This is a genomic window from Treponema phagedenis (assembly GCF_008153345.1).
GTDB lineage: Bacteria > Spirochaetota > Spirochaetia > Treponematales > Treponemataceae > Treponema > Treponema phagedenis.
The window spans coordinates 2894791-2918161 of the sequence record NZ_CP042818.1 but is presented as its reverse complement, the minus strand read 5'-3'; the positions used below and the strand labels follow the sequence as shown (position 1 = coordinate 2918161).

General features: G+C 41.4%; 12 protein-coding genes. 9 read left to right on the top strand and 3 right to left on the bottom strand.

The genetic code is table 11. The features are described 5' to 3' along the window. Nucleotides 1–700 precede the first annotated feature (700 nt). The 8 genes from FUT79_RS12745 to FUT79_RS12710 all read left to right on the top strand — a co-directional run bounded on the left by FUT79_RS12745 (nucleotide 701) and on the right by FUT79_RS12710 (nucleotide 8107). Entirely contained in the window at nucleotides 701–1651 is a 951-nt protein-coding gene (locus FUT79_RS12745) for a DUF58 domain-containing protein (RefSeq protein ID WP_157645408.1), read from the top strand. Beyond that, nucleotides 1648–2529 carry a hypothetical protein gene (locus FUT79_RS12740; protein WP_024753107.1) on the top strand — a complete coding sequence of 294 codons (882 nt, stop codon included), beginning with the start codon at nucleotides 1648–1650 and terminating at the stop codon, nucleotides 2527–2529. Before FUT79_RS12745 ends, FUT79_RS12740 begins: the two co-directional genes overlap by 4 nt. Continuing rightward, nucleotides 2522–3520 carry a VWA domain-containing protein gene (locus tag FUT79_RS12735; RefSeq protein WP_024753108.1) on the top strand — a complete coding sequence of 333 codons (999 nt, stop codon included), beginning with the start codon at nucleotides 2522–2524 and terminating at the stop codon, nucleotides 3518–3520. The genes FUT79_RS12740 and FUT79_RS12735 overlap by 8 nt, the downstream gene beginning before the upstream one ends. Next, nucleotides 3517–4476 (top strand): vWA domain-containing protein, encoded by a 960-nt coding sequence (locus FUT79_RS12730; protein ID WP_004266460.1) that lies wholly within the window; start codon nucleotides 3517–3519, stop codon nucleotides 4474–4476. Before FUT79_RS12735 ends, FUT79_RS12730 begins: the two co-directional genes overlap by 4 nt. After that, a complete protein-coding gene (locus tag FUT79_RS12725) occupies nucleotides 4464–5078 on the top strand; it encodes a tetratricopeptide repeat protein (protein WP_004266462.1) in 615 nt (204 codons plus the stop codon). The genes FUT79_RS12730 and FUT79_RS12725 overlap by 13 nt, the downstream gene beginning before the upstream one ends. Continuing rightward, nucleotides 5027–6427: an SH3 domain-containing protein gene (locus FUT79_RS12720; protein WP_004266464.1), complete on the top strand. Its 1401-nt coding sequence runs from the start codon at nucleotides 5027–5029 to the stop codon at nucleotides 6425–6427. The genes FUT79_RS12725 and FUT79_RS12720 overlap by 52 nt, the downstream gene beginning before the upstream one ends. Before the next feature lie 8 nt (nucleotides 6428–6435). Continuing rightward, entirely contained in the window at nucleotides 6436–7017 is a 582-nt protein-coding gene (locus FUT79_RS12715) for a Smr/MutS family protein (protein ID WP_004266465.1), read from the top strand. A 763-nt stretch (nucleotides 7018–7780) separates the two neighbouring features. After that, nucleotides 7781–8107 (top strand): hypothetical protein, encoded by a 327-nt coding sequence (locus FUT79_RS12710; RefSeq protein ID WP_231577539.1) that lies wholly within the window; start codon nucleotides 7781–7783, stop codon nucleotides 8105–8107. A 58-nt stretch (nucleotides 8108–8165) separates the two neighbouring features. Here FUT79_RS12710 and FUT79_RS12705 read toward each other — a convergent pair whose 3' ends face one another. Next, nucleotides 8166–8591: a Holliday junction resolvase-like protein gene (locus FUT79_RS12705; RefSeq protein WP_024753110.1), complete on the bottom strand. Its 426-nt coding sequence runs from the start codon at nucleotides 8589–8591 to the stop codon at nucleotides 8166–8168. A 41-nt stretch (nucleotides 8592–8632) separates the two neighbouring features. Then, nucleotides 8633–10300, bottom strand: coding sequence for a M15 family metallopeptidase (locus tag FUT79_RS12700; RefSeq protein WP_148879175.1), 1668 nt, complete (start codon nucleotides 10298–10300; stop codon nucleotides 8633–8635). A gap of 470 nt (nucleotides 10301–10770) precedes the next feature. On the opposite strand from FUT79_RS12700, the gene FUT79_RS12695 reads away from it, so the two are divergent. Further along, nucleotides 10771–11829, top strand: coding sequence for a DMT family transporter (locus FUT79_RS12695; RefSeq protein ID WP_244951097.1), 1059 nt, complete (start codon nucleotides 10771–10773; stop codon nucleotides 11827–11829). 878 nt (nucleotides 11830–12707) lie between these two features. On the opposite strand, the gene FUT79_RS12690 is transcribed toward FUT79_RS12695, so the two are convergent. Then, nucleotides 12708–22766: an Ig-like domain-containing protein gene (locus FUT79_RS12690; RefSeq protein WP_148889716.1), complete on the bottom strand. Its 10059-nt coding sequence runs from the start codon at nucleotides 22764–22766 to the stop codon at nucleotides 12708–12710. Between the last annotated feature and the right edge of the window lie 605 nt (nucleotides 22767–23371).

Here is a 23371-nt window from a genome sequence, read left to right as displayed (position 1 = left end):
CTTTACGCTCCATTTTTTATCGGTGCTTTTGACTCAATTCAATTAAAAAACAAGAAACGGTTTGTACATGGAAGAACAGCTTATTTCGTTAGGCATTTACATTGTGCATGCGCAGGGCGCGTTTATGCTTCGCATTAAGCGGGCTGTAAACTCACTCCGGCAGCAGAAGAATGCAAATTTCAGAACAACTTTGTTGCCATTTACGCACCTCGGAGGTAAGAGGCAAAATTATTCCCAAATAGTAACACCGATTTTTTATTTCCCTGTGTTTTGCAAAACTAATGGAACGTTTTGTAATTAACTTGCTATTATCTTAATCAAAGTGAGCTCGGATGGCAAAATCAGAACCGTCACGGATGCCCGTAGTTCCATGCAGAAACGGTGTTTTAAAGCATGGCTGTTTGCAAAGCTTTAAAACTCGCAGGTTTGGTTTTGACATGGACGGCAAAACTCAGAACCGCCACGGACGGCGGTGGTTCCAAACAGAAACGATGTTTTAAAGCAAGGCAGTTTACAAAGCTTTAAAACTCGTAGGTTTCATTTTGCCACGGATGGCAAAATGAAACCGTTGTGTCGGGCTCTTTTTTATAAAATTGTTTACGATTTGTATTGAGTGAGTTAAAATCTAATCGAAATATCAAACAAATAACCACACTCAAGGTTTAAAAGATTTTTCATGCTTTTGTTGTGCGGGCAGGGCATGTTGAAAAAGATGGGAAATGTTTATACAATCAGCGGTATGAATTCGGATTCTATTATTGAAAAGGCAAAAAAGTTACAGTTTTCAGCGCTTTATCTTGCGGAGGGAATGCGAACGGGGACGTTTAATTCCTGTTTCCGCGGGCAGGGGATTGAATTTGATTCGGTGCGTAAGTATCAAATCGGTGATGATATTCGCAGTATCGACAGGAATCTTACGGCGCGCAGCGGTAAAACGTATGTGCGATTGTATAAGGAAGAGCGAGAGCTGCAAATTTTCATCATTGTCGATTTGTCTTTTTCAATGGAATCCTGTTTTGACTGTGTAAGTGCAAAATCAAAAGCGTTAGAGGCGGCGGGGTTGCTTTCATTTGCGGCGCTGCATACCGCAACTCCTTTTGGCGGTTTAATTTTCGATGGAAAGATTGGAAAATATTTTGAGCCGCGGGCGGGAAAAAATGCGGTGCTGTGTTTTTTAAAAGAGTGCGATGTATTTGCTAATCAACCGGGATCGCCCGGAACAGCACTTGCCGAAGCACTTCAAACAAGCGCAAAGGTTTTACATACACGGTCAATGGTTATTGTTATTTCCGACTTTAAGGTAGAGGGCTTTGAGCGCGAATTTATTTTTTTAGGAAAAACTCATGATCTGATTGCCGTTCGATTGATAAGCCCGTCGGATAAAAAAATCCCCGAAGGAGGGTTCATTCCTTTTACCGACCCTGAAACGGGTATACGGCTTTCGCTGCCCACAAGCTCAAAGCAGTTTATGCAAGAGCGAAAGCGTTTGTACACTGAAGAGATACATCGTTGGAAGGCTCTTTGTTTCCGCGCAGGGGCAGCGCCGCTTTTGTTTCCAATCGAACAAGATAGTTTTAAAATACTCTATTCGTTTTTTTCACAAAGATCTAAGACGCACGCGCAAAAAAAATATACGGAACGATATATATGAGCAAAGCGCTTTTAATTCCACAGGAAATTTTTGTCGGGGATCCGGCGGAGTTAATTATTCCGCTTTCAAAATCCGATATATCTTCTTTGAAAAATTTTCATATCGAAGAAGCCTTGCTTGTAAGTCCGATTCAAACACCGGCGATTACTATTTCTCAGATTATGATTATTGAAAGAAATAACCAGCCGCATCTTTCGATTCATTTTATCCCTTGGGATTCCGGACTCATACATTTTCCGGATCTTGCATCAAAAGGTATTGGAATTAAAATTCCGGATATTACCGTATCATCAATACTGGAAAAAACGCAGACTAATACTTTGCAAGAAGCAAGGGCTCCTCTTTTATCATCACGTACCGCTTATTTTATGTACGGGATTATCGCAGCGGGGATTGTCTTTGTTTTTATTTTGCTGCTTATCATATTTTTATTAAAAAAGTATCTGTATTTTTTCCTGCAAAAACTTCCGGCAAAAAGAAGAGTCAGAAAATTTAAAAAACAAATTAAAAAATTGAAAAGAGAGCTTGGAGCAAGACAGCATTTAAATGAAGTGCAGATTAAAACATGGTATAAAAATTTTGAAAGAGCTCTTAGAGTATATATTTTTTCAAGCGCTTTTATAAATAAAGAAAAACTCGCTTCTTTTAGCGCTCTTACATACCCGGAGGTTAATTACGCCGTTAAAAAGAATGCAAAAAAAAATTCCGAAGCGGGGGCGCAGATAGCACAAATGCTTCAAAAGCTTGAGCTGGGAAGGTATGGGAATAATAAGGGAGTAGAGCATTTGAGGCTGCAAAAAGAATTAATTGATGCAGCGGATCCGTTGATACTGACATTAGAAACAGAGTTGGAACAAAGGACGTTGCCGCATGATTAGTTTTTTGCGCCCTGCCGCGTTAGTGTTGTTTTGTATTTTTCCTCTTTTTTATTTTTTACGAAAACATGCTATTATTCAACCGCTTTCTTTTTCTCTTACCCTTCATAACTGGAATGATACAATAATTAAAACGTCTTCACAGATGAGAGGCCTTTCCTTCCTTTCAAAGTCTCTTGTGTTCTTATCGCTTATTGCTTTGATTGTTGCCGCCTCGGAACCGGTTAAATTAAAAACAGAATATGTATATACGGAAACGGCAAACTCAATCATGTTTGTCATTGATATCAGTCCTTCAATGGCGGCAAAAGACATAAACGAAAAAACAAGAATTCAGGCAGCGAAAGATATTATTACCGACTTTGTGCAAACCTATCCTGCCGATGCATTCGGGCTTACCGCACTTGCGAGCACGGCGGCTTTAGTTATTCCGCCGACCATTCAGCATGAACAGTTTTTTGCACGATTGAACAGTTTGCAAATAGGCGAGCTTGGAGAAGGTACCGCCTTAGGTATGGGACTCGCTGTTGCCGCAGCTCATTTTGCAAAAAACACAGTCCAAACACAATCGATTATTTTGCTCACCGATGGAGAAAGCAACACCGGTGAAATTCATCCTAATCTTGCAGCAGAGCTTATTAAAAGCAAAAAAATCGGATTTTATATTATCGGGATAGGCAAAGACGGCTATGCAAATCTTGAATATGTTGATCCTTCAACCGGCGAAAAGCGAGAAGGAACATTACAAACAATCTTCAATGAAAGAGAGTTGAGAGAACTTGCACACCGCGGAAACGGCATCTATGTTTCGGCAAAGTCTTTTGCCTCTTTACAGGAAATATTCAAAAACATTTCTCAAAATATTTCTCCGACTCCCGCGCGGTTTAGCGAAGTGAAAGAAGTTCCGTTATGGCAACCGCTTATTCTGTTTGCGGTTTTTTCTTTTATCCTTGTTTGGATAATACGAAGAATACTGATGAAGGCGTACCTATGATTTATTTTGAAAAATCCCGACTCTTGTTATTGCTTGTACTCGTTATTCCCGCAGTGTTTTTTTCTTTAAAAAAACTTTTTCGCATTAATGCCGCCTATTCTTTTGCACAACATAAAAAAAGCATTCTACCCTTTTTAATCATACGAAACATCCTTTTTGCCTTTGCATGGATTTTTATTGTATTGGCGGCAGCAGGTCCCTTATGGGGATCAAAAATAAAATCAGTTCGGAGGCAGGGCGTATCAGTGGTTTTTGCTGTTGACATTTCTAAGAGCATGACCTTAAAAGATGTTAAACCGTCTCGACTTAATCTTGCAAAAGGATTTTGCGAATTCCTCACCGTAAAACTTTCAAACGCATCCTGTGCTTTATTGGCGGTAAAGGGAGATTCGGTTTTATCCGTGCCGCTCACTTTTGAGCACGAAGTTTTGCTTAAAGCAATTGAAAGTCTTTCTCCTTCTTCTTACACGGCAAGCGGAACAAATTTACAAAAAGCACTCTTAAAGGCAGCTGCGGTTTTTCCGAAAAACAGAGCAACCGCAAAAACTATTATTCTTTGCACCGATGGAGAACAAAGCGAGGGAAATATTTTAGAAGCTGCAAAAGAAATACAAAGGCACGGCATACAGCTTATCATCGTCGGATTTGGAACAATAGAAGGCGGGGATGTTTCAATTGTCAATGAAAAAGGAGAAGCCGCCCTGCATCGCTCTTCTTTGAATGAAACTGTTTTACAAGAGGCTGTAAAAGTTGCCGCAAATAATAGTATGTATACCTCTGCGAGTGTAAGCGGTTCCGCATGGGTAATTCTTGAAGCAATTAATAAAACCGATTTAGCGATGGATAAATTTACATATATTCAAAAACCTGTACGCAGAGTTTTTGAATTTATAACAATAGCGATAGTTTTATTTTGTATCGCTCTATTTATAGAAGGCTCCATATGCAAAAAATAAAACCGATTTTTTTAGTACTGTTTTGTTCTCTGTTTTTTCTTTCCTGCACAGAAACCTTTGAAATAAAAAATACTATGATTTTCGGATATCTATCATGGAAAAATAAAAACTGGGACAAGGCGGTTAAAAAATTTCTTGACGCACATGAAAAAGCTGCACAAATAAAAAGTAAGGATTCCGCCGATTATGCAAATTTCGCTCTTGCATCAACTTATCTTATGCAAGATGAAATCGATGCAGCGAACGATCGATTAAAAAAAATTAGCGATCCGGAAGACAAAAAACTGCAAGCAGCAATTCTGTATCAATCGGGTATTATTGCATACCGGAAAAAGCATTATCAACAAGCAGTCTCATTTTTTAAACAATGTTTAGAGTTGGAACCCTTTGCAAGTGATTCAAAAATAAATTATGAAATCAGTAAACGTGCAGCCGAGCAAAACGAAACAATTACGGAAAAAGAAACAACACGGTCTCTTTCCATCGAAACAAAAATCAATGCTGAAGAAAATATCATATTAACTATTATACGCGAAAAGGAGGAAGAGGAATGGAAAAAGAAAAATCAACAAGAATACAAACCGCACGCAAACGATTATTAATTTTTTTAGGACTGCTTTTGTTCTTTCCGCTTACTATCCTTTTTCCTGATGAAGCTTACGCATTGTTTTTACTAACAAATACTATCCAAAAAGGAGCGCCGTTTAAAATCGGCATACGCATAAGTAAGCAATTTACTATTTACAAAATAGATGCCGACTCGGATTTTCTCATTGAAAACCTTCCGAAAAGTGCAGAGCGAATTGCGGTTGACAGTATGACCGGCGCTAAAGGCAAAGAAATTACCTATACCTATGTTTTTCATTCTGCGGGAGAATTTACAATCGGCCCCGTTTTTATAAAATCAAAAACTAAACAATTTAAAGTTTCAGATCCCTTTTCTTTAACAGTAACCGCACCGCCTCTTTCGACGCAAACCCAATTCACATGGATAATCGAGGCGGAAAACAGCACACACAGCAATACAGAAAAAATTATACAGGGCAAAACATATCCCCTTTTTCTTTGCGGAGAATTTAATAATGCGGAAAGCGCAAAAAAAGGAGTACGTATTAAATCCGTGTATTGTCCCGCACCGGAAAATGCGGTAGTCTCAAAAAACGATGAATTTATTTCAAAAGAAAAAAATGAATACCTGTATATCGCTGCTGAATTTACATGGACGCCAATCACTTCCGGAGAAATAAGTCTTCCCTTTGCAACAATTATGCTTTCAGACGGTATGGAAATAAAAACACAACCGCAAACAATTCAGGTACACCCCAATGCAAAATTTACACAAGAGGCATCCGCTACACACGAGAGCTTTACGGAGAGCGCTTTTATAAAACCAGCACAAGAGCCTTTACCCAAAAAAAGAGCACAGGCGGATACTGCGCCGCTTATAAAAAAACTTTCACAGCTGAGAAAACAACAGCGAAATTCTTTTTTCACCTATACGCTTCAAAAACAACAAAAAGAAATTGAAGCTAAACTCGGAATTGAAAAAAGCTTCCCCGTCCATTCGCTTCCAAAACTAACACTCTTTTTCTCGGCATTTGTGATTCTTTTTATTGCGGCAATTATATTCCACCTTGTAAAAATGAAAAACCAAAAACGCGTATTCTTGGTCTTGTTTGTTTTTTTTAGTATCTTTTTTGTACTCATAAGTTTTCACATCCTTTCTCGCGCTTCAATCTTTAAAGAAACCGCTCTTTGCCGCTCAATAGAAAACCAAAATCCGCTTATTTATACAGTTCCCGAAACATCTGCTTCTGTCATTGCAGAACCAATGGAAGGAGAAACACTTATCATTGAAAAAAAGGCGGGACTTTGGTATTATGTCAAAACAATTAACAACACCTACGGCTGGATTCAAAAAGATTTTCTGCTTTTTTACCATAACAAATAGAGGGTCTCATGGCTAAGAAAAATAAGATACCAAGCTTTGACGAAGCGCTTCAAAACTCCACAGGCTTTGCTGAAATTCTCAAGCAATGGGATATGCACACGGAAATTTCCGCACAAAAAAAACAAACCGATTCAACTAAAAAACACCCGGCAAGTGCTATAGAAAAATTGATGAATGAACAAAACCGTCAGCAAATACATCCGATGGAGCTTGCGTTAAGACGCTATGGAATTATCGACAAAGATGCACAAGCGCTTGCGGAAAAACAAAGCGAAAGCCTTGCAGAGCAACGGAAAAAAATACGTGCAATGCGCCCTGATGCCGAAATCGATTTACACGGCTTAACAACGGATGAAGCGGAGATTGCCTTAAATAATTTTTTTTCCGCCGCCGCAGCACAACGCCTCCGCAAAATTGCAATTATTCACGGAAAGGGAAACCACTCCGAAGGAGAAGCAATCCTTAAAAAATTTGTTAAAAACTATTTGGAAGGCAGCCCTCTTGCCGGCGAATGCACACATCCTAAAAGCAAAGACGGCGGCAGCGGAACAACATGGGTAATTTTAAAACACCCGAAAAAACAAATCTGAAAAACACCCTGCAACAACGCCCTTTCGATGTCTCAACTCGTGCAGCGTTTTGTATAATTAAGCTGCTGTTATACTACTTTGAGTGTTAATCATAATTAACTTGCAGCTTCAGCATCACTATGGTAAATTGCTCACCGTTGTCAAACTCAGAACCGCTACGGATGGCGGTGGTTCCACGCAGCCAGGTTAGTTTTTGACATGGATGGCAAAACCAACCCGTTGTGTCAAGCTCTTTTTTATAAAATGTCTTTAATCTGTGATAATTTCACCCCTATAAGTTTTCAATGAATATTTCACCCCTATATTTTACCGAGGTGAAATTATTGACGTATTACATTAAACTGGAGGAATGAAATTACTTATGAACATTAACCATAAGTGGCGTGTAGATTCAGCATTACTATGGTAAGTTACTCACCGTTGTTCAATTCCGAACGATGTTTTGCCTGATACTCCGGCGTAACCAGGCAAAACTCGGAGGCGAAGTATAGAAAAATTGTAAAGCTTCGCCCTCGAACTAAGAACTCGTCTTGGAAGCAATGTGGTATGCTTTTTGTTGTGTAAATTATTTTCACCGATGTCTCTCACACAATAAAGAGGTAAAAATTTTTATGCATAAACTCCGGTTCTTTGTATTTGAAAGGCTTTGCAATAAAACGAAAAAAAGTATATACTACCACATATGATTACATCTCCGTTTTCTTGGCTTATATTAACATTTGTTGGTATTTTTTTATTAGTGATCGGTTACGCTGTTTTCAGCATGTTCACTAAAAAAGCGGGGCAGGAAAAAATACCTGAATATGGAAAAGCCGGCGATCCAGGGTTTTGCCCTGTTTGCGGAAAAAAGTTAAAAAAGAACGAACGTGTGCAGTCTGCAGTGTATTCCGATTCGGACGATAAACTTTGCTATATTTACGGCTGTCCGCACTGCTATCCGCATACTGAATCTAATGTTGAACGATCTTGCCCTGTTTGCCATAAAAAGCTCGGTGGAGAATCTTACCTGATTGCGCGGCTTTTTGAGCGTAAGGACGAAAGCAAACACATTCATATCTTAGGTTGCCCTGATTGCAGATTTAAAAAATAATTAAGTACATTTTAAAAAGAGTTCGACACACCGGAATTGTTTACAAAGCACAACTAATTTAATACGGCGGTACTCGATACTCAACCCAGCGAACAAAACCGCTTTCAATAGCTCGTTTAAGAGATTTTTCCGTTTTGCTTAACTCCGATTTTCCTGATTTTACTTCAATGAAAAGCACTTCTGAAATATCTTCCATGGAGTTGCCGACAAAAGCGATAAAATCTATGGGCTTTCCAATAAAACGAATTTCCGTAGGGTCTGCGGGGAAGCCGGGTAAAAAGGGCGCAATCTGTTCTGAAAATTGCCCGCCGAGTACAGCCCGAGAGCGTTTTACCGCATCTTCACGGGCTTCTTTTAAAAGTCGTTGCATTTCTTTTCTTGCGGTAAGTTTACCCATGCTCAAGCCTATAAAAAAGATTAAAAAAGCTGCCGATAAGCTGCCGAGGATAAAATATAAAAAACTCATCTCTGTGATAGAAATCATGCTAATACTCCAAGTTGGTTATCCGCATTGTATCCGCGCAATTAGCGGGATAAGATAATTGGGTTTATAAAATTTTCGGCAGTTGTTTGTTTTAAATCATAGGATTTGGCAAAAACAAGAGCGTTTTTCAAACTGCCGAATATGCCGAAGTGTTCAGGAAAAATATTTACCGGCGATATAATGCCGAGTGAATGTATACTATCTTTTTGCCTTTTTTCCATGGTAGTCGCAAAAAGGAGGGCTTCTTTTACAGACTCTTCTTTTGAAGTTATTCGGTGTTTTGCGCGGATTTTTTTTGCTTCAATTGAGGCGTTTTTAATTGCCTGCATATAGAGTTCGGATCGAGCTTGCAGTTTTCTATTATCCTGGACCAATGCGGGGAGGAGCATTGCAGTCGCCTTTTTGTGGTTTTCAAGAATTTGCAGAACCGAAATATATGCAGTTTTAAAATCTGTCAGCATGTTTTCTCTTTTATGCTGCATCGCTTTTTTGTTTTTTGCAAATTGACTTGTTTGTCGATTAATGAGTGCAAAAACTGCGGTTTGTATATTTTTCGGTTCTTGCACGGGAATAAAAATATATTTTTTAAAAGATACGTTCAATACGGCAGATAACGTTTGTTGTTGTGCAAGCGTATTTTTTACCGCGTCAGAAAATAATTCGCTTTTAGACACCGGGTGGTTTTTTTTCAGTATATTTTTTTCTGCAAAAACAACCTCCGGTAAAAAATAATCGGGCGGAAAATCCTCAGAAGAAATACGGATGTTTTCCTCATGATACCGATACTCTTTATTCTCGGAAAGGAGTTTTTGTAATATGATAAGCTCGGGGCGATATTCAAAATGCATGGTATCCCAAAGCATCCACTTACCGCCCCAAATAAACCCCTCACTTTCAAAAATATCGATAATTTCTTGAGGCGGGCTCCAGCGGTTTTTAGGAGGAATTTTCATCCACATTTCTTTTTTATGTGCAGCCCAGAGCCAGTATACATTATATTTTTTCCAATCTTTTGGGAGGATATCCAGTGCAATTCCCCAGCTGTGATTGCTGCGCTGTTCAGAATCGCGAATACTTCGCCAGCTAAACCCGTCAGCTCTCAAAACATTTTTAACAAACTGACGCACTTCAGGAGAGCGGTGAGCTTTTGCAAAGATTTTATTTTCAACGGCAGTTAACTTGCCGGCAATATGTTTGTGTATAAATATCGGTTTTCCCAAAAAAGTGTAACGGCGGGTAAGTTTTTTCAATATGTCCGACTTTGTATAATTCCCGTATAAAAGCTTAAAAAAAGCATTATTATATGTTTTCATCTTGGCTCGGGAAGGCGCAAGATTCCGGGGCTTTAAACGCTCAAGTTCTTCTTTTATTAAATACTGCGGATCAAAAGGAGTGTCAGGATAAAAATAATCGATAAGCGCTCGCCACTCGTTCCATCGATCTTTTTCATTTTTCGACAACATTCTTCCGTGTGCCCAGTACAGTGTTTCCTTTTTTGTTTGCAAGCACCAATCCTTTGCCTGCGGATCGTATACCACATGAGCTTCCAATTCGGGATACGCGAGCTGAATTGCCCGCAAGGAAAGTTGTGCATTATCATAATCATAAAAGGAAGAATTCGAAATATCTAAATCCGCAAAACAAGTATAAGAGAAAAGTAAAAAAATAAAAATAAAATGCTTACGCACTCTTGCAGTATAAATGTTCATACTGAAAAATTCAAGCAAGAATTTAAGCAGCGAATGAATAGCGGCAAGCTCAAGAACCTTTACATGAATTGTTATGAAAAGGATCTATATGAAGATACGTGAAAAAGACAATGTGGATAGGGGAGAGCTGTTGTGGTAATAAAGCTTTGCATTAGGCGGACGAAGCCAAATCCTTTTTGCGCGCTTAAAATAGCGTAAAAAAAAGCGAAGCGATAGCGGAGTCCATGACTTCGTTTTTTATATTTGTGATAAACTAAGTCGACGAGTTGAAAATCGAAATCTAAAAATGAGAATTTCCGATTTTAAACATCGCTTGGGATCGGCACTTAAACGCGAGGTACAAGGGGCTGCCGCCCCTTGTACCTCGCGTAAGCCTTGGGTTAATCAGATCGTTGGCAGGGGCTTGTGGATTTAAGCATTCCTATGGTAAATTGCTCGCCCTTGCGCCGTGTCGGGCTCTTTTTATAAAATTGTCTTGGTTTGTATTAAAAGCGAGGGTAAAAGGACAGGCGCCCTTTGTTCATGCTCTTGTTGTGCGCCGCACCGGTACCCGCTTTTATAATTTTCGTTTTTTTTGTATAGTCTGCGCTATGCAGTCTTTTTCAAAACAGGAAATTAAATCCCGAGTGGAACTTTTGCTTGTTACTCTTATTTGGGGAAGCTCTTTTACCGTGCTTGGCAACTCGGCCGCATTTTTTAAACCGAATTTTCTGCTTGCGCTCAGATTCGGGCTTTCGTTTGTGCTGCTTTGCATTATTTTTTATAAGAGATTGAAAGCCGTCAACATGCGCTATATTATCTCCGGAGGAATACTCGGGGCGATTGCTTTTATCTGTTATTCATTGCAAACAATCGGCATACTGACTTTTGGCGGACTGCCCGGCAGAAGTGCTTTTTTAGTTGCGGGTTATTGTGTGCTGGTGCCCTTTATCAGCCGTTTTATGAACAAAACGCCCCTCGATGGGTATAACATCAGCGCTGCCTTTATCTGCATTATCGGAATCGGCTCAATTTCCCTGCCTGCACTTATCCAAGAAAGCGGCGCTGCGGCAAACCTCGGCGATGTTTTTGCCCTGCTTACCAGCGTTACTTTTTCGATTCAACTGGTAGTAATTGAGCGGATTGTGCGCAACCTTGATGCGATTTTGCTTACCATTGTACAATTCTTTTTTGCCGGTCTGCTTGCCCTTGTTATTACTGTTCTGTTTGAAGATAATTCTCAAACTGTTTGGAATACGCAGTCGTTGTTTGCAATATTCCATCTTGTGGTGCTTTGTACAGCAGTTGCAATTCCGATGCAATTCCACGGACAAAAAAATACGCCGGCTACCACCGCTTCGCTTATTTATTCGCTGGAATCCCTTTTTGCACTTATTATTTCTATTATTTTTACGAGCGAAAAACCGACAGTTGCCCTTTTTATTGGAGGCACGCTCATCGTTTTGGCAATTATTATTTCGGAGACAAAGCTTTCGTTTCTTAAACAGAGACCGAAAAACGTTACAAAAGAATCTACGGAAAGCCTTTAAAAACTGCTGCCAGACAGTTCCTTATATTTTTACAAAAGATGCAGTAAGGTAAGTAAATTAATATAGCGTTTTTTAATCACTTAACCCGTTTTTCGATATTTTATACAAATCGTAAACAATTTTATAAAAAAGAGTCCGACACAACGGTTTCATTTTGCCGTCCGTGGCAAAATGAAACCTATGAGTTTGAAAACTCCGAGTACGCTGTGGTAGTTTTCAAACTCATTTCTGTTTGGAACCACCGCCGTCCATGGCGGTTCTGAGTTTTGCCGTCCGTGGCAAAATGAAACCTATGAGTTTGAAAACTCCGAGTACGCTGTGGTAGTTTTCAAACTCATTTCTGTTTGGAACCACCGCCGTCCATGGCGGTTCTGAGTTTTGCCGTCCGTGGCAAAATGAAACCTATGAGTTTGAAAACTCCGAGTACGCTGTGGTAGTTTTCAAACTCATTTCTGTTTGGAACCACCGCCGTCCGTGGCTGTGCTGATTTTGACGTCGATGGCAAAAACTAAACCACGAGTTTTAAGAGCACTTGGAAAAAATTTGTGCTTTTAAAACATCGCTGCTGCGTGGAACCACTGCACGGCATAATTTTGCCGTCCATGGCAAAATGAAACCTGCGAGTTTTAAAGCTTTGCAAATAGTCTTGCTTTAAAACATCGCTTCTGTTTGGAACCACGGGCGTCCGTGCCCGTGCTGAGTTTTAACGGTGGGTAAGTTTGCCATAGGAATACCGACAGCTCGCTAACGCCAAGCAAACTCCCACAGCTCCGCACGCCAACCCCGCCCTCCGACAATTGCACGCAGGACAGGGCGGTTAAAAAAAGGGCATTCCCCGTGCGGGGAATGCCCTGCATTTCAGCTATACATTTTGAGCCTTATTTCTTTTGGGCGGTTTCTACAGCCCAGTTTTGTCGGATGAGATATCCTAATACAGGATTTGCTGTTTCGTTGCCGTAAACGTTCCCCGTATCAGACGTTGACCCGGTCTGTGGGGTAGTTGTCCCCTTTGTTGATTTTGTTATAACACCTGCAGCTTTCCATACACCGGCATTAACACGACCTTCCCGTACGCGCTGCTGCGTGGGTACGAGTGTAATTTCCCATTTGCCGGTCATTTTGTCAGAAACGGCACCCGCCGCTGTTTGTTCAAATTCAGCCGGGTCATTGGGTTCAACAAGATACGCGAGCTTCGGTTTTCCCGCCGAATTTGAGAAATAACCGATATAGGGTATGGGCTTTCCTTTTTCCGATAAAGCCACATCAAGGGTAATATGCGTTCCGATAATACCGTACGAATCAATCGTACATGTTTTAAGATCGACACCCTTATAGTCAGACATATAAGCGTATACCAATGCGGTATTACCAACATCAGAGGCGGCAATGTGAATACCACCATTTTTGTCAACCGCTATTTGGCAGTATTCACCGACACTGGAGAGATTTTCAAACACCTTTTTCGGTTTAGACCAGTACCCGTCCCTGCTGCCAGTCTGATCCGCATCGGTGTCATTTGCAGGATTTGTTTTATAGGCATACATTAGAGAGCTGCCCGTGTACCATACGGCAACTACCACATCGTCAGCTTCTGTATCCCCAGACTTTACCGCAATTGATACAAATTCGCCTGCAGTGTTACCCGTTCGGCCGCCTGCAATAAGACTATAATGGTCTACCGGTGTTACCGTCGGCTTATTATAAACACTAGTCGTTAACAACTGACTTTTATGTCTAAAGCGTATCTGGTCGGTTAGCATATCGTAATAAGCAAGGTACCTTCCTTCCTTGCTTATAGCAAGACTCGGTGATTGTATACGTTTCTTATTCATGTTATCTATAGTTGTCCCAAGGCTTTCAAGCCTATAGCCTCCTGTTCCCTTATAGCCTTCTCCAGCGCTACTGCCGCCGGGAGCCACATCCTTGGCAGGAAAATAAGTAAATGGACCTGCTTGTTCACTGTCATAATTCGTGTCACGCACCGAGGCAACCCCATGCGCACCTCCTTGAGGATCATATGCAAGGCCGATAGCACCGTAGTCATCCCAGTTCTGTTGCCATTTTGTATAACTGGTAGAGTCGCTTGGCATACTGAAAAGGTTAGAGCCGTTTGCAAAGGCAAAACCAATTATACCGGTTTTAGGATTAATTTTCATTACCGCATCCTCAACGGTACCGTTTGAAGGCAAAACCGCTTTTGGGTTGAACTGCCAAATATCAATAAACACGTCATCGGTTAAGGTATTATTGTTCAGCCCGTTCGGTTTTTGGTTGTATATGGCGGCATTACTATTGCTGTTGTTGATTGAGGAAACCCCATTTACAACGGCTGTTAAGTCACCCGAAGCAGCTGCACTTGCTACAGCTATCTTTGCACCGTTAGGAATAGCAGCTCCTGCACCGAGATTAGTACCGCCTATTTTGTAAACAGCATCCGTAAGGTTAAACCCTTCTACCGTAATTGTTTCATCACTGCATACAGGGTAGTGCCCGAGCGCAGTCCTGTCATTTTCGGACGGTTTCGATTGATTCATAGCAGAAAGAGCAGTTGTAACCTTGGTTATATAGGGCACAACATCAACAGTAATCGCCTTTTCCAAACTGTAATTTGTACTGTCTTTGACAAAGAGCTTTACCGTTTTGTTTTTGCCCGCAATATTCTTAATTCTTGCGGTATCCCAATCAAGTTGCCATGCAATGTCATGTCCGCTGTCTTGACTAAACGTGCTTTTGGTTACTTCAAAGAACCACCCCGTATTTGAAACATCTTTCTGTCCATAATAGGTTTTTGCAGACTCCGGCCCAAGGTACCATTTATTTTCCGCATTATCCCATGTATATTCTTTCCAAGCATTGCTTGCTTCAAAGAATTGAAGCGTACCATCTTTAAAGCGGACATATTTGTTGTTGTTTTGATCAAAGCAGTATATCCATTCTTTTGTCTTTCTGCTATATTCGGCAATTTTTATACCTCGATCCGCATTTTTAGCTTCGACCGGTACTTGAATGCCGGCGGCAAATTCAAAATCGGTAATAGCCGCCCAGATTTCCGTTATAATTTGGTTATCCTGTGCGGTTCCGCGTATACTGATTTTGCCCGAAACCTTGTCATTGCCGCTTGTACCATTTTTTAGTTCGATATGCCCCTGTAGCTCGCTGTTCTTATACAAGCTGTTGTCGGTTTTGCTTGTCCAATGGAGCGGCTTAATACCTGCAGTAGGTGCAAATTGATCCGTTGTATCTACTTTCACAGTTATTGTTGCCTCGGCTTTCCAGGTGTCCGTACCTTGCGTTAAACCGGCAGCCGCATCCCAAAGGGTAAGCACTAATGTTTTATTGCCTTGGCCGATTTTGGCAAAATCATTCGCAGTTAATGGGATTATGCCGCCGGTAGGCAGGTCTGCTAAGCTGTGGATTGTCTCAGTACCGCATTTAAGCGTGTACTTGATTGTTCCATTGCCGCCCGAGGATTCAACCTTTATCTGAGAATTCGGATTTTTAAAGCTAAGGTTAGCAGTTACCGTTCCGCTCCAATCCTTTGTTACCCGATCAACACCGCTATCAGTATCGGGCAGGTAACTAATGTTTTGCCAAGCGAACTCGCCTTCACCGTCGCCGATTGTTTCGCTATAGTTCAGGTCTGTGCCAATACCCAGCTTATTAATTTGCAACGGATTATTTTTAAGCTTAAGCGTTACCGAGCTTGTAGATTCATTCCCTGCCTCGTCGGTTACGGTAAATGTAAGCATGCCTTGGCCGTCAGGAATGCCCGTTGTATTAACCTCACCCTTCCATATTACGAATGTTCCTATGTCAGAGGTCAATCCGTTCGCTTGGGGGAAGTTCAGCACTTTATCCGGCGTTGTCGTGCCATTAATCTTAAGGGCTGCCTTTACCGTTTTTACGCCGGCGCCAACATCATCGGCGATACCTTCCACCGTACAGAGACCTGCACCTGTGTTCCACGTATAGTCTGCAGGACTATAGATTATATACCCCGAACTTTCACCGGAAAGAGCGCTTTCAAGCGTTACCGTGCCAGAAGTCTCGTTAAAGCCTGTAATTTTACGTGCCTCGCCGGCTGCAAATACATACATGCTATTCGTATCAATCTTAGAATCGATTAAGCTTGCATCGGTAAAGGAAGCCCCCGAAATTTTCATCGGTGACGCTTTGATTTTTGCACCAAACACCGCCGCCGGCTTAGCATTATCGTATTTAAGAGTCCACGTGCTCTCCGCCGTTGATTCTTGTCCCGAAGTGCTTACATTACTGGTGATTTTTACCGTAATGCTAAATTCATTATTTGAACCGGGATTATCCGTTGTTTTAAGCGGAATTCTCATTTGATAGTTTTTAGAACCTGACGGGTTTTCAAAGAACCATTGTTTTCCCGTTCCAGCAATATTAACGCCGACTATCTTATCGTCTTTCAAGTCCTGGCGATTGCTCTGTAAGCAGTTCAGTGTTCCCGATACTTCTACCGACTTTATCCCCGCTGTGTGGGATAAGTCCGCACAAAGATACAAGTCAGCGCCTTTTATCCACATATTGGGCACATAGAATCGGTTGTCAAAGTCGCCGGTAGGCGCACTGCCGATATTGCCTTCTGTTGCAACTTTTGCAGCAGTTATTTTTGGTGCATTCTTATCGACTATCAGTTTAAACGGCTCTGTCCATGCACCGAATTTGTTGGTTGTATTTTTGCCTCGCAGTCTGAACCAAATGGTTTGCTGCGTGTTATTTCCGGTTTCTTCAAACTCTTTATCCCTATTGATATCAAGAGCCCAAAAACCGGAACCTGCCTTGAATTCATCCGCAGTTAATTGTACACCGTGAGTAGTACCGGGGGTACACCATTCTTTGCCGCCAAATGTACAGGGTGAATCAAATGTAGGATTACCATTTCCGTCTTTGTTCTTGGTAATTTGAATATACACATTCTCAACACTGCCTTTAGCAGGATCGTTAACCGCTGCGGTTCCGTATATTTTTATTAAACCGCCTACCGTATCGCCGTTTTTCTGAGGATATAAGATTTTTACTACCGGTATATCGCCCGCAGGATCAACAAGGATGTTCAGTTTTACAACCTTTGCGTTTCCGACAGAGTCTTTTACAAAAACATAGAGCGGCAAATCAAACAAGATGTCAGCACCCCGCTGCACAGCATACTCGCTTTTATATTGATTGGCTGTGGTGCCGTCTGCGGTAATGTATCTACTCAAATCGAGTGTTGTTATTTCCCAGTTCCCCACAGTAGGCTTATCAACCTTTTTCCAACCTTTCAGGTCATCTTTTTCCGGCCAATTTGCTTTATCTTCTTCAGGGTCTGGATCATTACGCTTTACGATTTTCCATGCGGTTGCGGAACTATCCACACCGGCATTACCGATATCTTCCACTAAGCCTTTAACCGTGATAGAGCCGGTTTGCGTACTGTTCGCATCAAAATTGATAATCTTTGCAGTAGGAGCGTCTTCGTCCAGTAAGAACACAATGTTTTTCGGTGCGGAGATATTACCTACCGTATCAATAGCCGTAATCGTAAGCATACCGGCTTTCATTTCAGCCGCAGGGATGGAAACCGCCCATTCACCACTCTGGGATACAGTACGCTCTTTCTCAGCACTGCCATCCAATGTCCATACTACTTTTGCAACACCGGATTCTTTTTGATTCGCTGCATTAAGATCAGTTACCGCGCCTTTGATACTAATATCTTTTTTGCTCACTGTTACAGCGGTTTTATACCCGGCTTTTCCGTCTATTTCCGTAACTTCCAGCTGAGGTGGAGTTGAATCAATTTGCAATGCGATCGGTGTCAGCTCTGTTACGTTTCCCGCCTTGTCAATACACCTAAAATGCAGCGCTACAGCATCGGACGGAATTGCGAACTCTTCGTTAAAGCTGTACGCATTATTAGCAGTAGAAGTAAGGTTCAAAAGTCTCCACGCATCGTTGGGAATATTCGCAGTCCCTTTTTTAAACGCGTATTCCACACGATCTATGCCGGCGGGATCTGTACCGGTATCCTGAGCGGAACCTGCTACCGTTATCGGTTTAATACCTATCCACTTACTGCTAAAGGCTGAGAAGTCATTGCTTAATATAGTTTTGTCGCCAAGTGTTGTAATGTCTAACTTAGGCGCCGTTGTATCCACAACAACCGTTTTTTTTGCGATGGTTTCTTTACCCGCGATATCAATTGCTTTTATCGTAAGGTTATGGATACCTTCCGCAAGTGTGCCCGGTACCGCAAGCTCAATAGACCAGTCTCCGTCCACATCACACGCAGTAGTTCCTTTTTCTTCCGCACCTTCAAAAACCGCAACCTTTTGCATCTTATTTGTATCAGTTGCCTGTCCGGTAATTACTACCTTTGTTTCTGCTTGAGGTGTTGAAACGTCCTTCTTAACGTACACAAGGTTTCCCTGTTGATTATTTACCTTCACCTCGGTAAGTGTAGGATTAGCTTTATCATAATATACCGTTTTTGTCTCTTCAGTGGGATTTCCAAGCTTATCCTTTGCTTTAAAGGTTATTGTCTTTTCGCCTTCTTTCGTTCCTAAGTTAACACCATCTATTTTCCATGATGAGCCGGTTATCGTAATTGGCGTTGCAGACACAACTACTCCGTTTGAGTCTTTGACTTCATATGTAAAGCTATCCTCTTCTACTCCGGAACCTATGTCGGAAATAGTACCGTTAAAAGCAACCTTCTGGTTAGAAAACGGTTGCCCTTCAACCGGAACAATAGGTGTAAGCACAGGCTCCTTGTTGTCTATTACTAAGGTAATGGTTTCACTTTTTTCCCACGGTTTCGGCTTTGCTTTGTCCTCTATCTTAAAGCCTATCTCATAGGTGCCGTCTTGCGTACCATCTTTTATAGTCAGCTGAATGGCCGGCTCTTTACTGTTTGCGTCGACTGCCTTCTTGAAATCAGTATCAAAGTTAGCAAAAAAGCCCTTGGAATCAGCCTCTGACAAGGCTATCCCGTCTTTCTTTATGATGGGCATTACAGACTGTACCCCCGTGTCATCAGAGACGGTAAGATTTACTTGCAGCTTACCCTTTCCGTAATACGGTTCTGTCGCTGTGGCGGGAATAACCTGTGTATGCTGAGCGCTGGTTACTGCAGCAACTTCCAGCCGCGTAACCTTCGGCGGCTCCGTATCAAGTGTTACAGTATAACTTTGTAGCTCCGAAGGATTTTTTGCCTTGTCTAAGGCTCTAATGTGGAGCTTTTTGCCCTTTTCAAGCTGTACATAGCCTTCAAAGTCGAGCTCAGCGCTAATTCCCTTCAGACTGAAAGAACTTGCCTTTGTCCAGTCAGGAGTGGTATCTGTTAAAACATATTGAACAACATCGATACCGCTTGAAGGGGCGTCATCTTTTACCTTGCCGCTTATCTTTACCGTGCTGCTTGTTGCTAATAAATCAGTTCCATTTATTTCCCCGTTAGCATCATCCGTTTTGATATCCATACGTTTAGGTGCTTTTGTATCAACAAAAACCTTAAATGCAAACCTCTCACTATTTTTTCCTGCCTTGTCTTTAGCCTCAACTTCAAAGGGATGCTCCCCTTCTACAAGATCGGTAAAGTCAAATGAAAAATTATTTTTTCCATCTGGTGCAAGTTGACCCACAAGAGTCGCTTTCTTGGTATTAGTGCCATCCTTTGCCTGTATGTATTCCAGCCCATTCGTTTCCGTAACGATACCTTTAATTGTTATACTATTAGATTTAACGTTGATTTTTCCGCCGTTATCAATAGTATTGGCCCCTATGTTTACATCGCTAATTTTGGGGTCTGCCTTATCATATACAAACGGAATTTCAAGCTGGGTGCCTTTATTTCCAAGATTATCCTCATAGTTAAGTACCAACATATGATTTCCTTCTTTAATAGAAGGAACTTCTTTTGATTCCCATGCGCCGCCTGTACGTATGAGTTCGTGATCAGCCCCGTCAATCTTAGCGGTTATGCTTTTAACGCCCGAGCCGCTGCTGCCATCGGTAATGGTACCGTAGAATTTTTGCAGAGAATTAAATTTATAAACTTCGGTGGACGAAGCCGGATCATAAAACGGCACTCTTGACTCAACCTTGGGAGGCGTGTTGTCTATAATAAGTTTAACCGTCTTAGCGTGCGTACCTTGTTTTGCGGTTATCCGGTATTCACCGTCTTTGCTTCCGGTTTTTACCGCAAATAATGAAGCAGCTAAGCCGTTATTATTCGGCTGTATTTTGAGATCACGAACCTTATTAGGTTCGGCAAATAAAACGTCTAAATCGGCGCTAATAGAGTCTTTCTTTAAGGTTACTTCCAAAGACTCGGCACCGCTTGCACCCTCCATTTGCCCGTATATTTGAATATTCGTTGTACCTTTCAAGTAAACTAAGCCGTTCCGCTCAAATGTTTTGCTATTACCGGCAGTGGGAGGAACCACCTCTAATGTTATGGTCGGGATATTTGATGTTACCGTAACATTACACGACCATTGCTCTGTTTTATTACCTGCATAGTCTTTTGCCTGTAAGTGTATGGTTTTTGCACCACCAATATTTACTGATACAAAATCATTGATGATATAGATTCCATTTTGCTCACGAGTTCCGACCAATGATCTCCATGTGGCTCTGTTATCTAATGAGTACTCTACCACATCTATTCCGCTGCTATTTGTACCATCGGTTACCTTTCCGGTAATTGTTACAACTTGCGAGTTTGAAATAAGACTGCTGCCATTATTTGCAGATTGCTCTGCAACTTTCATCTCATCAAACGTAGGCGCTGTCGTATCCACACAAAGAGTAAATTCTATACTGCTAACCTTCCCCGCCTTATCTTTTGCCTCAATTTTGATAAAATGGTCTCCATCGTCAAGTGACAGTGTTCGGTCAAAGCTGTAGGCGTCACCACTAGAAGAAAAGGTTACCCCGTCGCCTTTTATTTTCAAATACTCAAGTCCATGCGATTCTATAACTTCTCCGGTTATGTGTATATCATTCGACTTAACATTGAGTTTGCCACCATTACTTATAGCTGTTCCATTCACTTGTACGTTTTTAATGTCCGGATCCTCTTTATCATACGTTACCGTTATTTTGCTGTTTGCTCCTGTATTTGTATTCGGGGGTTCCGCTTTATCTATTGCTGTAAACCATACTTCATACTGACCCTCTTTTAGGTCAGCAGCAGGCAGTGCCGCGGTATACATATTTGCTTTTCCGCTTTCAGGTGAAAGAAGGGCTTCTTTTTCTTCCCCATTCCCATATCGATAATGAACTTTTGCTTCTTGTATTCCGGATGCATCAAAAATAATGGCGCTAATTTTTTTTGCAGGATCAAAGAGAACTCCTTCTTGCGGATATTCCGGCAGAATGCGCGGCGGTTCGATGTCTACCAAACCTGCAACCTTAAATCCGTAAATACAATTACCGGCAGTCTCGGTTTTCATTCTTAGCTGATTCCCAAGCTTATTTCTCCCCTTTTTCTCACGCCCTGCCGCTATAAATACATACGGGTGATTAACTTTTAACTCCTTGTCTTTAAAGGTATAGGTCGCTATATAGGAGGTGCCTTGCGGGGTCAGTTTTGCATCAAGTTGTATTATCCCGTCTCGTATCTCTTTTTTAGAATTGTCTTTAAATAATGATTCAGGAGTCTGACCAAAACTCTGTAGCGCCGGATCTTTTCTGTACTTTTCATACGTCTCTTTTGTCATGTAGCAAAAGACAAAACTGTTCTTATCAAGCGGAGCCTTATCAAGTCCCGCTGAAAGTTGCACGGTTATCGTGCTGCCCTTTCCTATTGTATTATACGAATCAACACCCGCGTCTTCTGCAACCGCCTGAAATCCGAGCAGTTCATATTCAGGACTCGCATCCGGATCAAGTGTAAAAGAGCCTTTTTCTTTTCCATTCGCTTTGAACGCTTCGCTGACGGCGGCGTTGTCTTTTGAAAGCAGGGAAATAATCTTGCCTTTATCAAGCCCCTTATCCTCAGCAATATTGAACCCCGCAAATGCCCTATATATATCGTTTGTGTTTACTAACGAGAATACTTCATCATACAACGGTGCATATAAGTAATAGCTTGTGGTGCTGTTCCCTTCGCCACTTGCTCCTTCTTTTGTATACTGCTTTGCATTATCAAATATTTCTATCGTGCAGTACACCGGATTTTTTCCACGTTTGTTATAAATCGTGTTATAAAAATCATCCTTTTTATTGCCATTGTTACTGCCGTTACGTGAGCCTACTTTAATTTCTACCGTCGGCGGAACATTTTCCAGGGTCTTTTCCGCCAACAAGGTTGTACCCTCTTTGTCTGCATACGCGCGCATAACTATTTTTGAAACCCCCGCATCATCGGCTGACATGCCTTCCAACCACAGGTCTTTGCCGTACCGGTCAGGTGTCTCCGAACTCATTACCGTGCTCGGACGATGCAGTACCAACACAGGAGGCGTATTGTCTATCGTAAACTTTGTGGTCGTTGTTGCCGTTTTCCCGCTTTCGTCCACAACATCAACTTTTATTGTATATTCTCCGTCGGGCAACACATGTTTTCCGCCCTCCATTTTGTTTTCAAAAAGTATCCACCACTCCCGCACATCCTTCGCCGTTGAGCGGGATGCACCGGATTTATCGCTCAGTTCTGCATGCCCTGAGGATTTAAGGCCGCCGTTGCTATCAAGTAACATAACGTGTACGCTTTTTATTTGCGTATCATCCTCGGCTTTTCCTTTAATTACAAAAGAACCGCGCGCAGGGGCTCCCGCCGCTTCCGGAGAATCAATGCGAACCGTCGGCGGGGTTATGTCTATGGTAGAACCAAGACCGACATTCCCCTTACAGGTAAAAAACACCGGTGATAATAAAGTGATTAATAATAAAAGTTTCCATTTAAGTTTGAGGTGGGATTTCATAGCAGACTCCTTTGCATATATTTTCGGCGTATAAAATAAAAAACTAAAAAAACTAATAGGAATATGTTTATAAACTCTATTCCAATTGAATTATAACATGAAGATAATAAAGACGCAAGTAAAATTATGCGCAGGGCTTACGCATGAATAAAGGGCTGCCGCCCCTTGAACTCCGCTTATAAGTGCCAGTGTAGCATTTTGTAATTAAGTTAGTGTTATAAAAATCGGAGTATCAACAATAAGGGGCTGCGGATTTAAGTATTCCTATGGTAAATTGCTCGCCGTTGCGCCGTGTCGGACTCAGAACAAATTCAAACGATGTTTAAAAACTACCGCACCTTACTCAGAGTTTTTAAACTCGCAGGCGAAGTAAAGATACAAGGTCGTGTGGAATTTATTCGTTTATGCGTTGCATTAAGGGCTTCGCCAGTTCTTATTGACATTCACGAAAATGGATACGCACAGATAGAACATATCTTGTGTTTGATTAGACAAAGAGGCTAAATATTATACATGGCTTTTACACAAGATTAGGGATTTGACAGTATTTTTTTATTCGCATTCTATAAAATTTAAAATATTTTATAGAATTTGAAAAAAATAAA

Excerpts from the sequence above, each read along its gene's own strand:
- FUT79_RS12715 (WP_004266465.1), top strand. The coding sequence starts at position 6,436 with ATGGCTAAGAAAAATAAGATACCAAGCTTTGACGAAGCGCTTCAAAAC.
- FUT79_RS12745 (WP_157645408.1), top strand. The coding sequence starts at position 701 with ATGTTGAAAAAGATGGGAAATGTTTATACAATCAGCGGTATGAATTCG.
- FUT79_RS12740 (WP_024753107.1), top strand. The coding sequence starts at position 1,648 with ATGAGCAAAGCGCTTTTAATTCCACAGGAAATTTTTGTCGGGGATCCG.
- FUT79_RS12735 (WP_024753108.1), top strand. The coding sequence starts at position 2,522 with ATGATTAGTTTTTTGCGCCCTGCCGCGTTAGTGTTGTTTTGTATTTTT.
- FUT79_RS12720 (WP_004266464.1), top strand. The coding sequence starts at position 5,027 with ATGGAAAAAGAAAAATCAACAAGAATACAAACCGCACGCAAACGATTA.
- FUT79_RS12700 (WP_148879175.1), bottom strand. The coding sequence starts at position 10,300 with ATGAACATTTATACTGCAAGAGTGCGTAAGCATTTTATTTTTATTTTT.
- FUT79_RS12690 (WP_148889716.1), bottom strand. The coding sequence starts at position 22,766 with ATGAAATCCCACCTCAAACTTAAATGGAAACTTTTATTATTAATCACT.
- FUT79_RS12705 (WP_024753110.1), bottom strand. The coding sequence starts at position 8,591 with ATGATTTCTATCACAGAGATGAGTTTTTTATATTTTATCCTCGGCAGC.
- FUT79_RS12725 (WP_004266462.1), top strand. The coding sequence starts at position 4,464 with ATGCAAAAAATAAAACCGATTTTTTTAGTACTGTTTTGTTCTCTGTTT.
- FUT79_RS12730 (WP_004266460.1), top strand. The coding sequence starts at position 3,517 with ATGATTTATTTTGAAAAATCCCGACTCTTGTTATTGCTTGTACTCGTT.
- FUT79_RS12710 (WP_231577539.1), top strand. The coding sequence starts at position 7,781 with ATGTTCACTAAAAAAGCGGGGCAGGAAAAAATACCTGAATATGGAAAA.